Here is a 14471-nt window from a genome sequence, read left to right on the forward strand (position 1 = left end):
GCCCCAGCCCGACGACGTGCGCGAGCTCGTGGTCGACGATGGCCTGGGCGAAGCGGGTCTCCCGGGCACCGAAGTCGGCGAAGACCTCCTGGTCCAGCACGATCCGGCCCGTCACGTAACGCAGGCGACCAGGAGGACCGGCGGCGACGCTGCCGCCGATGCCGGCGACGTCACCGGCGAGCTCGGGGACCTCGTCGGGAAGGGCCCAGGTGATCAGGACCGGGCGCCGGCGCGCGAATGGGCCGACGATGATGTCGCGCGCGTCGGTGAGCCCGACACGTTCGAAGACCAGTCCGGTGGCGGCTCCGGTGCGGGCGAGCCCGGTGTCGACCAGCTCGTCGTAGTTGTCCGGCGCGCCGGCGGGGCGCTTGGCGCGCTTCTGCACCAGGTCGAAGGAGTAGAGGCTGGCCAGCAGCTCGGGGGTCTGCGACAGCGCGTGCAGGGCGTCGTCCTCGCGGGCGAAGCCGGCGTCGCGGTCGCCGTCCTTGGCCGCGGCGAGCAGCTCCGGGGTCTGCGACAGCGCGTGCAGGGCGTCGTCCTCCCGGGTGAAGCCGGCGTCGCGGTCGCCGTCCTTGGCTGCGGCGCGCGCCGGGGACGGCGGTTCGTCGACATCGGCATCGTGCCCAGGCCGTGCTCCCGGTCCAGCCGGTCGAGCTCGGCCATCCGGCGCTCCATGTCGCGGGCAGCGCGGCGCCGCCGTGAGCGCTCCCCCATCAGCCCCCGCCCTCACCCGTACGTCGTCGGCGCCGTCCTCGCCCATCCGTCCGTCAAGTCTGACACGTGACCACCACCACAGGTGCCGAGAGCGACCTGCGGGCCTAGCCTGGATGGCAGTCCGGGGACTCCAGCAAGGGAGCCTCGAGATGTCACACCGAGGAGCTCGACGATGAGCAACGAAGAGACCGCGCCCTACGGCGCGGGGGCCGCCGCCCCGGCAGCCCCCCGCAAGCGCATCCGCACCCATCACCTCCGGGAGATGAAGGAGCGTGGCGAGAAGATCACCATGCTCACGGCGTACGACATGTTCACCGCCGCGACCTTCGACGAGGCCGGCATCGACCTGCTGCTCGTGGGCGACTCCGCCTCCAACAACGTGCTCGGCAACGAGACGTCCCTGCCGATCACCGTCGACGAGCTGCTGCCGCTGACCCGCGCCGTGGCCCGTGCGGCGACCCGCGCGATGGTGGTGGGCGACCTGCCGTTCGGCTCCTACCAGGCCTCGCCGGAGCAGGCGTACCTCACCGCCGTGCGCTTCATGAAGGAGGCCGGCGCCCACTGCGTGAAGCTCGAGGGCGGCGCCGAGATGGTGCCGGTCATCGAGAAGCTCACCCAGGGCGGCATCCCGGTGATGGCCCACATCGGCTTCACCCCGCAGTCCGAGCACGCGCTGGGCGGCTACCGCGTCCAGGGCCGCGGCGAGACCGCCGAGCGGGTCAAGCGCGACGCCAAGGCGGTCGAGGCGGCCGGCGCCTTCGCCGTCGTCATGGAGATGGTCCCCGGCGACGTCGCCGGCGAGATCAGCCGCGAGCTGACCATCCCGACCATCGGCATCGGCGCCGGCAACGGCTGCGACGGCCAGGTGCTGGTCTGGCAGGACGCCTTCGGCCTGCGCACCGGCAAGATGGCGCGCTTCGTCAAGCAGTACGCCGACGTCCACCAGGTGCTCCTCGACGGCGCCCGCGCGTACGCCGACGACGTGAAGGCCGGGACGTTCCCCGGTCCGGAGCACACGTTCTAGGGCACACCTTCCAGGTCACACCCGCGACAACGACGAGAGGCCGTCCGCCGGCGCCCCCATGCGCGGCGGACGGCCTCATCGTTGCCCCCCGTTTCGCCGGGCCGGTGTCCCCACATCCGGCCCGTCGTCTGTGTTGCGGTGGTGCATCTCGGTGTCGCTGTCCAGTGATCTGAACGCTACGCGCACCTCCGCTACGACCTGCCCACGCTCGGTGCACGCCTCGGTCAGGTGAGCACCACGTTTCGGTAACAGACCTACCGTGGACGGCATGTGGCCCTCCCGCCGACCGCTCCTGCTCCCCCTCGCTGCGCTGCTCGCACCGCTGGCCCTGACCGGCGCGGCGTGCTCCACGGCCTCCGAGCCGGGCACGAGCGACGCGACGGCCGGCAGCCGGCCCGAGGGCGGCCGGGCCGTGCCGGGGCTCGACGTCGAGACCGTGCGCGCCGCGGCCCCCCACCAGCACGCCCGCGGACGGGCCGACGGCGGCCGGGTGCTGCTGCGTCCCACCGACCTGCGCGTGGCCGTGCGCGAGGGACGCGAGTCCAACCTCGTGCTGCTGTGCGTCGACGCCTCCGGGTCGATGGCCGCACGCCGTCGCATGGAGCAGGTCAAGACCGCCGTGCTGTCGCTGCTGCTCGACGCGTACCAGCGTCGCGACAAGGTGGGCCTCGTGACCTTCCGCGGTGCGTCCGCCTCGCTCGACCTCCCGCCGACGTCGTCGGTCGACGTCGCTGCGCGTCGGCTCGAGGAGCTGCCCGCCGGAGGCCGCACGCCGCTCGCCGAGGGCTTGGCCACGGCTGCCGACGCCCTGCGTCTCGAGGCCATCCGCGACCCGCTGCGCCGACCGCTCCTCGTCGTCGTCACCGACGGCCGCGCGACGTCGGGGCCCGACGCCCTCGCCCGCGCCCACCGGGCCGCCGACCACGTGCGCGCCACCCGCGTGGCCTCCGTCGTCGTCGACTGCGAGACCGGCGGGTTCCGCCTCGGCCTCGCCGCCGTGCTCGCCGACCGGCTCGGCGCCCAGCACCTGCCGCTCGGCGAGGTCAGCGCCGACTCGCTGACGTCCGTCGTCCGGTCCGCCCAGGTGAGCGGGGAGGTGGCCTGATGCCCCAGGGCCAGCCGCTGGTCGTCCCCGACGACGGCCTCACCACCCGCCAGCGTCGCAACCGTCCGCTCGTCATGGTCCACACCGGGCCCGGCAAGGGGAAGTCGACCGCCGCGTTCGGCCTCGCCATGCGCGCCTGGAACCAGGGCTGGAAGGTCGGCGTGTTCCAGTTCGTGAAGTCCGCCAAGTGGCGCGTCGGCGAGCAGAGCGTGCTGGAGCACCTGGGCCGCCTGCACGAGACCGAGGGCCTCGGCGGGCCCGTCGAGTGGCACAAGATGGGCTCGGGCTGGTCGTGGTCGCGCAAGTCGGGCACCGACGACGACCACGCCGTCGCCGCCGCCGAGGGCTGGGCCGAGATCAAGCGCCGCCTCGCCACCGAGACGCACGACCTGTACGTGCTCGACGAGTTCACCTACCCGATGAAGTGGGGCTGGGTCGACGTCGACGACGTCGCCGACACGCTCGCGTCGCGCCCCGGCCGCCAGCACGTGGTGATCACCGGCCGCGACGCCGCCCCCCGGCTCCTGGAGGTCGCCGACCTCGTCACCGAGATGACGAAGGTCAAGCACCCCATGGACGTCGGCCAGAAAGGTCAGCGAGGCATCGAGTGGTGAGCATCCAGTGAGCACGCACCTGCCCCGCCTGGTGGTCGCCGCGCCGGCGTCGGGCCACGGGAAGACGACCATCGCGACCGGCCTCATGGCCGCGCTGTCGCGGTCGGGCCACCGCGTCTCGGGCCACAAGGTCGGCCCCGACTACATCGACCCCGGCTACCACGAGCTGGCCACGGGCCTGCCCGGCCGCAACCTCGATCCGCACCTCGCGGGGGAGGAGCGGCTGCTGCCGTTGCTGCTGCACGGTGCCGCCGGCTCCGACCTCGCGGTCGTCGAGGGCGTGATGGGCCTGCACGACGGCATGCTCGGCACCGACGGCTACGCCTCGACCGCCCACGTCGCCCGCGCCACGCACAGCCCCGTGGTGCTCGTGGTCGACGTGTCGTCGGCGTCGCGCTCCATCGCCGCGCTCGTGCACGGCATGGTCACGTTCGACACGTCGGTGCGGGTGGCCGGCGTCATCCTCAACAAGGTCGGCTCCACCCGCCACGCCGACGAGGTCGTCCGCGCGCTCGAGGGCACGGGCGTGTTGGTGCTCGGCATCGTGCACCGCGACGACGGCGTCGTGGCACCGTCGCGCCACCTCGGGCTCGTGCCGGCCGAGGAGCGCGACGACGCCGTGGCCGCGCTCGACCGGCTCGCCGCGCGGGTGGCCAAGGCCGTCGACCTGGACGAGGTCGTGCGCATCGCGCAGTCCGCGCCGCCGCTCACCGGGGAGGCGTGGGACCCGGTCGCCGAGACCGCACCGCACACGACCGTCGTGCCGTCGCAGCGTCGGGTCGTCGCGGTGGCCGGCGGCCGGTCGTTCACGTTCCGGTACGCCGAGACGGCCGAGCTGCTCGACGCGCTCGGCTGCGACGTGCGGGTCTTCGACCCGCTGCACGACGAGGCGCTGCCCGAGGGCACGTCGGGCCTGTACCTCGGCGGCGGCTTCCCCGAGGTGCACGCCGCCACCATCTCGGCCAACGAGCCGCTGCGGCACGCCATCGCCGACGCCGTCGCCGCGGGCGTGCCGACCGTCGCGGAGTGCGCCGGTCTGCTGTACCTGTGCCGCACGCTCGACGGCGCCCCGATGGTCGGCGCGCTGCCGGCGGACGCCGCCATGACCCCGCGGCTCACGCTCGGCTACCGCACCGCCGTCGCGCCCGAGGAGCACCTGCTCGCGCCGGCCGGGGGCCGGGTGACCGGTCACGAGTTCCACCGCACCCACGTGACCCCCGCCCACCTCGGCCCGGACGACGCGGCCTCGGGGCTCTCCGTCGCCTGGACGAGCGCGCACGGTCCGGCGGGGTTCGCGAGCCCGACGCTGCACGCCTCCTACCTGCACACCCACTGGGCCGGCCACCCCCGCATGGCCGCCCGCTTCGCCGCAGCCGTGACTCGCTGGTCGAGTAGTCCGGACGGCGAGCGCCAGCGAGCTCGAACGGACGTATCGAGACCACTCGGCAACGCATCCGTGCACGTGGACGTCCACGGATCCGTCGAGAGTGGTCTCGATACGCGGCGCCCGTTCGTACCTCACGGCGCCGCTACTCGACCAGCGAAGAGTCGTGCCGCCGACCCCCTCCGCCACCACGGCGACGTGGAGGCCACGGACGGCCTCGTCGACCTCGCCGTCAACGTGCACGACGGCCCCCGACCCCCGTGGCTCGACGACGCGCTGCGTGGCGCGCTCGAGCACGTCGGTCGCTACCCCGACGCGCGGGAGGCCGAGGCGGCCGTGGCGCACCGGCACACCCGACCCGTCGAGGAGGTGCTGGCCACCGCCGGCGCCGCCGAGGCCTTCACGCTGCTCGCACGGGCCCGACCCTGGCAGCACCCGGTCGTCGTGCACCCGCAGTTCACCGAGCCCGACGTGGCCCTGCGCCAGGCCGGGCACGAGCCGCGCCACGTGCTCCTGGGGCACGACTTCGCCCTCGAGCCCGACGCCGTCCCCGACACCGCTGACCTCGTGGTCGTCGGCAACCCGACCAACCCGACCGGCGTGCTGCACCCGGCGTGGGCGCTGCGTGCGCTCGTCCGTCCGGGACGCGTCGTGGTGGTCGACGAGGCGTTCATGGACGCCGTGCCCGGGGAGTCGGCCTCGCTCGCCGACGCACGCCTGCCGGGCGTGCTCGTGCTGCGCAGCCTGACGAAGCTCTGGAGCATCCCGGGCGTCCGCGCCGGCTACGCCCTGGGCGACGCCGACCTGGTCGCCGACCTGCGCGCCCAGCAGCCCCCGTGGTCGGTGTCGTCGCACGCCACCGCCGCGATCGTCGCCTGCACCTCCGACGACGCCCGCGCGGAGGCCGCCCGCCGTGCCTCGCAGGTCGCCCAGCACCGCGCCGTGCTCACCGACGGCCTCGACGCCCTCGGCGTGCGGCACCTGCCGTCCGCCGCGCCGTTCGTGCTGGCCGAGGTCGGCACGGGCGTGCACGGGGCGCTGCGCTCCGCCGGCTGGGCCGTGCGCCGCGCCGACACGTTCCCCGGTCTCGACGACCGCTGGGTGCGCGTCGCCGTCCGCGCGCCCGACGTCGCCCGACGCTTCCTCGCGGCCCTCGAGATCGCCCTGCAGGAGGCACGCCCGTGAGTCGTGTGCTCGTCGTGGGCGGTGGCCTGCGCGCCGCGGCGGCCGTCTCCGCGCACCTCGCGCAGGGCCACACCGTCACGGTGGTGGCCGAGGAGCTCGTCGCCACCCTCGAGGACCTCGCCGACCGGGGTCTGGTGTCCTGGCACGCCCGCGCCCTCGTCCTCGACGACGTGCTCGAGTCCGACGTGGTGGTCCGGCTGCCCGACGGCGAGGGCGCCCCCGCCGCCGGACCCACGTTTGTCCCTGGTCCGCAGCCGGGCGAGGTCGTGCTCGTCGGCGCCGGCCCGGGCGACCCCGACCTCATGACGGTCGGCGGCCAGCGCGCGCTCGCCCAGGCCGACGTCGTGGTCACCGACCGGCTCGTGCCCCTGGCGGCGCTCGACGCCGTCCGTGCCGACGCGCTCGTCATCGACGTCGCCAAGGTGCCCGGAGGCCGCTCCACGCCGCAGGAGACCATCAACGACCTGCTGGTCGAGCACGCCTTGGCGGGCCGTCGCGTCGTCCGGCTCAAGGGCGGCGACCCGTTCGTGTTCGGCCGTGGTGGCGAGGAGGCGCTGGCCTGCGCCGCCGCCGGCGTGCCCGTGCGCGTCCTGCCGGGCGTCACGTCCTCGGTCTCGGCGCCGGCCCTCGCCGGCATCCCCGTGACCCACCGCGGCACCACGCAGGGGTTCACGGTGGTCTCGGGCCACGTGCCGCCCGGCCACCCCGACTGCACCGTCGACTGGAAGGCGCTCGCCTCCACCGGCACGACCCTCGTCGTGCTCATGGGGGTGCGCACGCTGCCGGCGATCGCGGAGGCGCTCGTGCAGGGTGGTCTCGACCCCCGCACCCCCGCCGCGGTCGTGGCCGACGCGGGACTGCCGAGCCAGCGTCGCGTCGACGGGACCGTGGCCACCATCGCCGACGTCGTGGCCGAGAGCGGCATCGGCGCACCGGCCGTCACCGTGGTGGGGCACGTCGTGGACGTCCTGTCGTGATCCGCCTGTTCTGGATGCGTCACGGCGAGTCCACCTGGAACGTCGCCGGCCGCGAGCAGGGTCGGACGGCACACCCGCCGCTCACCGACCGGGGCCGCGCCCAGGTCGTCGCCGCCGCCGAGACGCTGACGCAGTCGGGCGTGACCGCCGTGGTGTGCTCGCCGCTGGTCCGGGCCCGCGAGAGCGCCGACCTCGTCGCCGCGCACCTGGGGCTCGACGTCGTGGAGGACCCGCTGCTCGTCGAGCGCGGCCTCGACGAGACGGTCGAGGACGTCCTGGGGCGGATCAGGACCTTCCTCGCCCGGCCGCCGCTCGACAGCACCGTCGTCGTCAGCCACGGCGACCTCATCGCCTACGCCCACGCCCTCCTGACGGGGTCGGCGCCGAGCCTGCCCGCGAACGCCGAGGTCCGGGTGACGGTGTCGTGACCCTCGACGCCTGGCGGCTCGCCGTCGGCACGCTCAGCGCGTGGCCGGTGCGGCCACCGCGCACCGTCGACCGCGACGTCGCCGGGCGGGCCATGCTGCTCGCGCCGTTGGCCGTGCTCCCGCTCGCCGTGGCGGCCACCCTGCTCGTGCTGGTCGCCGACGCCGCCGGTCTCGCACCGCTCGTGACGGGCCTGCTCGTCGTCGCGCTGCTCGCGCTCGGCACCCGCGCGTTCCACCTCGACGGCCTCGCCGACACCGCCGACGGCCTCACGTCGTCGTACGAGCGCGAGCGCACGCTCGCCGTCATGCGCTCCGGCGACGTCGGGCCGGCCGGGGCCGCGGCCCTCGTGCTCGTGCTCGGGCTGCAGGCCGCGGGCGTCGCGGCGCTCGCCGCCTCCGACGCGGCCCTCGTCGTCGGCGCGGCCGTGCTGCTGTCGCGGGGGACCCTCGCGCTCGCCTGCGCCCGGTCGGTGCCGGCCGGCGAGGGCTCCAGGCTCGGCGCCACGGTCGCGGGCACCGTGCCGGTGGTCGCCGCCGTGGCCGCCCTCCTGGTCTGGACCGCTCTGCTCGTGGGCAGCGGCCTGCTCGTCGACGTGCCGTGGTGGCGCACCCTCGTCGCCGCCGGCGTCGCCGTGGTCGTCCTGGCGCTGCTCCTGCTGCGGGCCCGGCGCCGGCTCGGCGGGGTCACCGGCGACGTGCTCGGTGCCGGGGTGGAGCTGACGCTCGCGGCGGTCCTGGTGGTGCTGTCGTGACGGCACCGAGCGCGAGGGCCGCCGGACTCGTCCTGGGCTTCGCCGCCGACCGTCTCCTCGGCGACCCGCAACGACTCCACCCGGTCGCCGGGTTCGGTCGCGCGGCAGCCGCCCTCGAACGTCGCACCTACGCCGACCGACGACCCGCGGGCGTCGTCCACGTCGGCCTGCTCGTCGGCGGCAGCGCGCTGGCGGGCGTCGTCGCGCAGGCCACGGCGAGGCGTCGCGGGCCGCTGACCGAGACGCTCGTGGTGGCCGGCTGCACCTGGGCCGTGCTCGGCGGCCGCTCCCTGGAGCGCGAGGCGCTCGCCGTGCACGACCACCTCGTCGCCGACGACCTGCCGGCCGCCCGCCGGCGCGTCACGCACCTCGTCGGCCGCGACCCCAGCGTCCTCGACGCCGGCGGCGTCGCACGCGCCACCGTCGAGTCGGTGGCCGAGAACACCTCCGACGCGGTCGTCGCACCGCTCGTGGCCGGCGCCGTCGCCGGCGTGCCGGGCCTGCTCGCCTACCGCGCCGCGAACACGCTCGACGCCATGGTCGGGCACCGCACGCCGCGTCTCGAGCGGTTCGGGTGGGCCGCCGCCCGCCTCGACGACCTGCTCAACCTCGTGCCCGCCCGGTTGTCCGCCGCGCTCGCCGCCAGCGCCGCGCCGCTCGTCGGCGGCAGCCCCGCGGCAGCCGTCCGCGCCTGGGCGCGCGACGCCCGGCACCACCCCAGCCCCAACGCGGGCCCCGTCGAGGCGGCGTTCGCGGGGGCCCTCGGCGTGCAGCTGGGCGGCGTCAACGTCTACTTCGGCCGCACCGAGGACCGGCACACGCTGGGCGACGGACGCGCCGTCGCACCCGCCGACGTCGCCCGCGCCACGCGGCTCGCGCTGCTGGTCGACGTCGGGGCGCTGCTCAGCTGCGTGCTCGTGCCCAGGCTGCTGCGTCGTCGACGTCGCTGACCGTCTCGACGCCCTCGGGCGGAGCCGGCCGACGCACGACCACCACGGCGGCACCGCGCTCCGCGGCCACGTCGAGCTTCGCCACGGTGTGCTCACCGCCGGAGTCCTTCGTCACGACCACGTCGACGTCGTGCTCCGCGAGCAGCGAGCGCTCCGACGCGAGGTCGTAGGGCCCGCGGCTCTGCAGCAGCGTCCAGGCCGGCGGCAGCGGCACCTCGGGCTCGTCGACCACCCGCACCAGCGCGGGCACGTCGCGCAGCGGCTCGACGAACGGGGCGAGCCCCTGCCGCCCGATGCTCAGGAACGGCCGGCGCCCCAGCCTCGCGGTCGCCGCGGCGGCCTCCTCGTGCGAGTCGACCCAGTGCCAGCCGTCGGCGTCCGGTCGGGTCGCCCAGCCCGGACGCTCGAGCCGCAGCAGCGGCACGCCCTCGGCCGCGCAGGCCAGCGCGGCGTTGCGCGAGATGCCCGCCGCGAACGGGTGCGTCGCGTCGACCACCGCGCTCACGCCCTCGTCGCGCAGGTAGGCCCGCAGGCCGTCGACGCCGCCGAAGCCGCCGATGCGGGTCTCGCCCACAGGCATCCGCGGCCGGGCGACGCGACCGGCCAGCGACGACGTGAACCGCAGCCCCTCGAGCGAGCGCGCGAGCGCACGGGCCTCGGCCGTGCCGCCCAGCAGCAGCATCATGCGACGCTCCCCGCTCCCGGGGGCAGCAGCGGCAGGTCGGCGGGTGCGCCGTCGCGGGCGAGCGTCCAGAGCGCGTCGACGTCGAGGTGCTCCTCCACGAGGTCGCCCAGCCGGTCGAGCCGTGCCTCGCGCAGCGCCCCGAAGGACACGTCGGAGTCGGGCAGGGTCGTGCCCGCGGCAGCCGCCACCTCCGCGAGGAACGCGTGCCGGAACGCGTCGCCCTCGAGGCTGCCGTGCCACATCGTGCCCATCACCGCGCCGCGTCGCGCGCCGGCCAGGAACTCCTCGTCGGCACCCCGCGTGATCCGGCCGTGGTGGATCTCGTAGCCCGACGTCGTCGCGCCCAGCGCCTCGCCGACGGGGAGCCGGAGCACCTTCTCCGTGCCGAACGTCGTCTCGACGTCGAGCAGCCCGAGACCCTCGACGCTGCGCGGCGTCGACGCCTCGACCGCGTCAGGGTCGTGCACCTGCCGGCCGAGCATCTGGAACCCGCCGCAGATCCCCAGCACCGGGCGCCCGGCCCGCGCGTGCGCGACGACGGCGCGGTCCAGGCCCCGGGACCGCAGCCACGCCAGGTCGTCGATGGTGGCCCGGGTGCCCGGCAGCACCACCAGGTCGGCGTCGGCGACGTCGCGCGGGTCGGACACGAACACCACGTCGACCCCGGGCTCCACGCCGAGGGCGTCGACGTCGGTGAAGTTGCTGATCCGGGGCAGTCGCACCACCGCGACCCGCAGGGCCCCCGCGGTGCCGGAGCGCCTCCCCTCCAGGTCGAGCGCGTCCTCGGAGTCGAGCCACAGCGTCGGGTCCCACGGGAGCACCCCCAGGAACGGCCGACCGGTGAGCTCCGTCAGCCGGCCGAGGCCCGGCTCCAGCAGCGAGACCTCCCCGCGGAACTTGTTGACCACGAACCCCGCCACGAGCGCCTGGTCGGCCGCGTCGAGCAGGGCCACCGTTCCGTGCAGCGCGGCGAACAGCCCGCCGCGGTCGATGTCGCCCACCACGACCACCGGCATCCGCGCGTGCTGCGCGAGCCCGAGGTTCACGTAGTCCGACGCGCGCAGGTTGATCTCGGTCGGCGAACCGGCACCCTCGGCCACGACCACGTCGTGCCGCGCGGCCAGGTCGTCGAACGCCGCGTGGGCCGCCTGCGCGAGGTGGCGCCGCCCCTCGACGAAGTCCGTCGCGTCCACGACCCCGCCGGGCCGACCCATGACCACGGCATGGCTGCGCCGGTCGCTGCCCGGCTTCAGGAGCACCGGGTTCATCGCCACCTCCGGGGTGGCGCGGGCCGCGAGCGCCTGCACCCACTGGGCCCGGCCGATCTCACCGAAGCCGGCGTCGGCGTCGTGCCCCAGCGGGACGACCATCGAGTTGTTCGACATGTTCTGCGCCTTGTAGGGCGCGACCCGGAGGCCGCGGCGCGCGAACGCCCGGCAGATCCCCGTGGTGACCACGCTCTTGCCGGCGTCGGAGGTGGTGCCGGCGACCAGCAGCCCAGGTGTGCGCATCGGGGCCAGCGTAGGCGGTGCCCGCTGGTTCCCATCAACTGATGGGAACCAGCAGCTCACCATGGTTCCCTCCGCTCCCCATCGGGATCATCCGCAGGTGAGCGAGGGAGAACCATGGTGAGTGGACGGCGCGGGCCGCAGACTGTCCCCATGCGTGCCGTCGTCTGCCACGAGCAGGACCTCCAGGTGACCGAGCTGCCCGATCCCGTGCCCGGCCCCGGCCAGGTGCTCCTGAGGGTGCTGCGCACCGGCATCTGCGGGTCCGACCTGCACGCCCGCGTGCACAGCGACGCCACCGCCGACATGGCTGCCGAGGTCGGCTACGACCACTTCATGCGGTCCGGCTCGCGCGTCGTCCTCGGCCACGAATTCGTCGGCGAGGTCGTGTCCTACGGTCCGCGCACGCGCGGTCGGTGGAAGCCGGGCACCCGCGTCGTGTCGATGCCGCTGCTCGAGACCGACGACGGGCTGCACATGACCGGCCTGTCGCCGCACGCGCCCGGCGGCTACGCCGAGCTGATGGTCGTCTCGGAGGCGGTCACGTTCGAGGTGCCCGACGGCGTCGACGTCGAGCACGCCGCCACCACCGAGCCGCTCGCCGTCGCCTGGCACGCCGTGCGCAAGGGTCGGGTGGGCCGCAAGGACGTCGCCGTCGTCGTCGGCTGCGGACCGATCGGCCTCGCCGTCGTCCTCATGCTGAAGGCGCACGGCGTGCGGACCGTGGTGGCCAGCGACTACTCCCCAGGCCGACGCGCGCTGGCCGAGCGGTGCGGCGCCGACGTCGTCGTCGACCCGGCGGTCGAGTCCCCGTGGGACCGCTTCGCCGACGACTCGCGCTACCTGACGACCGCGCCCGACCTCATGCAGCTCGGGATGAGCACCATGAAGCGGCTGCGGGCCGTCCCGTTCCTGCCGTGGCCACGGGTGTTCCAGGCGGCCGAGAAGCTGGGCGCGCTCCCGACCGGCCCGGTCGTCTTCGAGTGCGTGGGCGTGCCCGGCATCATCGAGCAGGTCGTCACCGCAGCTCCGCTGCAGTCGCGCATCGTCGTGGTCGGGGTGTGCATGGAGCCCGACACGTTCCGCCCCTCGATGGCGATCAACAAGGAGGTCGAGCTGCGCTTCGCATTCTGCTACGACCCGGCCGAGTTCCACGCCACGCTGCAGATGATCGCCGACGGCACGGTCGACCCCTCGCCGCTGCTCACCGGCACCGTGGGCCTCGACGAGGTCGCCGACGCGTTCGCCTGGCTCGCCGACCCCGAGCAGCACGCCAAGATCCTGGTCGACCCGAGCCGCTGACAGCGCTGCGGCCCCACGATTCCCAGGGCGGCATGGGAATCGTGGGACCGCAGTCGTCAGGGCGCGTCGGTGGGGCGGGGGAGCGTGAACGGGACGCTGGGCGGCGCCCACTCCTCCTTGCCGAGCCGGGTCATCGGAGCCAGCCGGTCGAACTCGGGGTGGCCGTCGACGAGCACGTGGTCGGCGACGCTGAACAGCAGCACCTCGGCGAGCACGAGGGTGGAGTCGCCGAGCTCCGTGGTCGAGTGCAGCCGGCACTCGATCGACGCGGGGGAGTCGACGACGCGCCGCGGCGCGACCAGCTCGCTCGGCTCGGTGGCCAGCCCCAGTGCCTCGGCCTCGTCGACGCCGTGCTCGTACGGCGCGCTCGACCCGTTGACGGCGTCGGTGAGCGGCTGCGTCGCCAGGTTCACGACCAGCTCGCCGGTCTCGCGCACGTTGCGCAGCGTGTCCTTCTCGCCCACCGACGTGAACGAGAGGATCGGCGGGTTCGCGCACGCGACCGTGAAGAACGAGTGCGGTGCCAGGTTGCCCCGGCCCTGCGCGTCGACCGTGCTGATCCAGGCGATGGGTCGGGGGACGACGAGGGCGGTCATCAGCCGGTACGGCTCGACCCCCTCGTCGCCCACGACGAGCCTGGTGCGCAGGCTCACGGCGCGAGGGTGGCGACGTCGATGACGGCGCGGTAGCGGACGTCGCCGTCGACGACCTTGTCGTAGTACTCGTCGACCTGGTCGGCCGAGATGACCTCGACGGTGGCGGTGATGTCGTGCTCGGCGCAGAAGTCGAGCATCTCCTGCGTCTGCGGCAGACCGCCGACCATCGAGCCCTCGACCGCGCGACGCATGGTGAGCAGCGAGAACGCGCCGACCTCGAGCGCGTCGCTCGGGGCGCCGAGGTTGATCATCCGGCCGCCACGGTCGAGCAGGCCGAGGTACTCATCGAGCGGCACGGAGGCGCCGACGGTGTTGAGGATGATGTCGAAGGAGCCGCGCAGCTTCTTCAGCGCACCCTTCTCCTCGGTGGCGACGTACTCCGACGCGCCGAACGCGAGGCCGTCCTCCTTCTTGGCGTCGGTGCGGCTCAGCACGGTGACCTTCGCGCCGAGCGCGGCAGCGATCTTGACGGCCACGTGGCCGAGCCCGCCCATGCCGATGACGCCGACGCGCGAGCCCTCGGTGACGCCGTGGCGCACCAGCGGGGCGTACGTCGTGATGCCGGCGCACAGCAGCGGCGTCGTGCCGGCGAGGTCGACGCCGTCGGGCACCTTCACCGCGAAGTGGTCGCGGACGACGACCTGCTCGCTGTAGCCGCCGTAGGTCACCTCGCCGTCGTAGGTCTTGGCGGAGTAGGTCTGCACGACGCCCTGGTCGCAGAACTGCTCCTCGCCGTCCTTGCAGGCGTCGCACTCCAGGCAGGAGTCGACGAAGCAGCCGACGCCCACCGTGTCGCCGACGGCGTGCGTGGTGACGTCGGACCCGACCTCCTCGACCGAGCCGATGATCTCGTGACCGGGCGTCATCGGGAAGATCCCGGCGCCCCACTCGTCGCGCGCCTGGTGGATGTCGGAGTGGCAGATCCCGGCGTACTTGATCTTGATGCGCACGTCGTTCGGCTTCAGGTCACGTCGCTCGAGGTCGACGGTCTCGAACGGCTTGCCGGCGTCGGGGACGGACAGGGCGGAGACGGTGGTAGTCATGTCGTCCACGGTAGGCACGCCCCCCGACCCCCGCAGCGCGAGCGACCAGCATCACGGCCGGATTCCTCGCCCAGCGGAACGTGCCGCTGGTCGAGTGCCTCCACGAGCGCTAGCGAGGGGAGGTGTATCGAGACCACTCTGGGC

At 74.6% G+C, this 14471-nt stretch carries 13 protein-coding genes and 2 pseudogenes; 10 read left to right on the top strand and 5 right to left on the bottom strand.

What is annotated here, in order from left to right:
- Positions 1-760 (bottom strand): annotated as a pseudogene (locus A6Q81_RS12340) (hypothetical protein); the annotation flags it as partial.
- Positions 761-886: 126 nt separating this feature from the next.
- Here A6Q81_RS12340 and panB point away from each other — a divergent pair.
- The 9 genes and pseudogenes from panB (at position 887) to A6Q81_RS12380 (ending at position 9133) form a co-directional block, all read left to right on the top strand.
- Positions 887-1738 (top strand): 3-methyl-2-oxobutanoate hydroxymethyltransferase, encoded by an 852-nt coding sequence (panB, locus tag A6Q81_RS12345; RefSeq protein WP_286690635.1) that lies wholly within the window; start codon positions 887-889, stop codon positions 1736-1738.
- Between the two features lie 268 nt (positions 1739-2006).
- Positions 2007-2843, top strand: a complete 837-nt coding sequence (locus A6Q81_RS12350; RefSeq protein WP_286690636.1) for a vWA domain-containing protein — start codon at positions 2007-2009, stop codon at positions 2841-2843.
- The gene (cobO, locus tag A6Q81_RS12355; RefSeq protein ID WP_067860224.1) at positions 2843-3457 is read left to right on the top strand and encodes a cob(I)yrinic acid a,c-diamide adenosyltransferase; all 615 of its coding nucleotides are present in this window, start codon (positions 2843-2845) and stop codon (positions 3455-3457) included. The genes A6Q81_RS12350 and cobO overlap by 1 nt, the downstream gene beginning before the upstream one ends.
- A gap of 7 nt (positions 3458-3464) precedes the next feature.
- A complete protein-coding gene (gene cobBC / locus A6Q81_RS12360) occupies positions 3465-6026 on the top strand; it encodes a bifunctional hydrogenobyrinic acid a,c-diamide synthase/histidinol phosphate aminotransferase CobBC (protein ID WP_286690637.1) in 2562 nt (853 codons plus the stop codon).
- Positions 6027-6040: 14 nt separating this feature from the next.
- Positions 6041-6214, top strand: a pseudogene (locus A6Q81_RS17290) (hypothetical protein); the annotation flags it as partial.
- A 9-nt stretch (positions 6215-6223) separates the two neighbouring features.
- The gene (gene cobA / locus A6Q81_RS12365) at positions 6224-7003 is read left to right on the top strand and encodes a uroporphyrinogen-III C-methyltransferase (RefSeq protein WP_353681420.1); all 780 of its coding nucleotides are present in this window, start codon (positions 6224-6226) and stop codon (positions 7001-7003) included.
- On the top strand, positions 7000-7431 hold the full coding sequence (locus A6Q81_RS12370; RefSeq protein WP_067860220.1) for a histidine phosphatase family protein: 432 nt from the start codon (positions 7000-7002) through the stop codon (positions 7429-7431). Before cobA ends, A6Q81_RS12370 begins: the two co-directional genes overlap by 4 nt.
- Entirely contained in the window at positions 7428-8183 is a 756-nt protein-coding gene (locus A6Q81_RS12375; RefSeq protein WP_286690639.1) for an adenosylcobinamide-GDP ribazoletransferase, read from the top strand. Before A6Q81_RS12370 ends, A6Q81_RS12375 begins: the two co-directional genes overlap by 4 nt.
- On the top strand, positions 8180-9133 hold the full coding sequence (locus A6Q81_RS12380; protein ID WP_286690640.1) for a cobalamin biosynthesis protein: 954 nt from the start codon (positions 8180-8182) through the stop codon (positions 9131-9133). Before A6Q81_RS12375 ends, A6Q81_RS12380 begins: the two co-directional genes overlap by 4 nt.
- Here A6Q81_RS12380 and A6Q81_RS12385 read toward each other — a convergent pair.
- Both A6Q81_RS12385 and A6Q81_RS12390 read right to left on the bottom strand, forming a co-directional pair.
- The gene (locus A6Q81_RS12385; RefSeq protein WP_286690641.1) at positions 9087-9818 is read right to left on the bottom strand and encodes a cobalt-precorrin-6A reductase; all 732 of its coding nucleotides are present in this window, start codon (positions 9816-9818) and stop codon (positions 9087-9089) included. The genes A6Q81_RS12380 and A6Q81_RS12385 overlap by 47 nt on opposite strands.
- Positions 9815-11329 carry a cobyric acid synthase gene (locus A6Q81_RS12390; protein WP_286690642.1) on the bottom strand — a complete coding sequence of 505 codons (1515 nt, stop codon included), beginning with the start codon at positions 11327-11329 and terminating at the stop codon, positions 9815-9817. Before A6Q81_RS12390 ends, A6Q81_RS12385 begins: the two co-directional genes overlap by 4 nt.
- Before the next feature lie 150 nt (positions 11330-11479).
- Between A6Q81_RS12390 and A6Q81_RS12395 the strand changes: the two genes are divergently transcribed.
- Positions 11480-12628 carry a zinc-binding dehydrogenase gene (locus A6Q81_RS12395; RefSeq protein ID WP_286690643.1) on the top strand — a complete coding sequence of 383 codons (1149 nt, stop codon included), beginning with the start codon at positions 11480-11482 and terminating at the stop codon, positions 12626-12628.
- 56 nt (positions 12629-12684) lie between these two features.
- Here the strand turns inward: A6Q81_RS12395 and A6Q81_RS12400 are convergent, their stop codons facing one another.
- A complete protein-coding gene (locus A6Q81_RS12400) occupies positions 12685-13281 on the bottom strand; it encodes a flavin reductase family protein (RefSeq protein WP_286690644.1) in 597 nt (198 codons plus the stop codon).
- The gene (locus tag A6Q81_RS12405; RefSeq protein ID WP_067860208.1) at positions 13278-14327 is read right to left on the bottom strand and encodes an NAD(P)-dependent alcohol dehydrogenase; all 1050 of its coding nucleotides are present in this window, start codon (positions 14325-14327) and stop codon (positions 13278-13280) included. The genes A6Q81_RS12400 and A6Q81_RS12405 overlap by 4 nt, the downstream gene beginning before the upstream one ends.
- Positions 14328-14471 lie beyond the last annotated feature (144 nt).

It is taken from the genome of Aeromicrobium sp. REDSEA-S38_B2, from assembly GCF_001628525.1.
Classification (GTDB): Bacteria; Actinomycetota; Actinomycetes; order Propionibacteriales; family Nocardioidaceae; genus Aeromicrobium; species Aeromicrobium erythreum.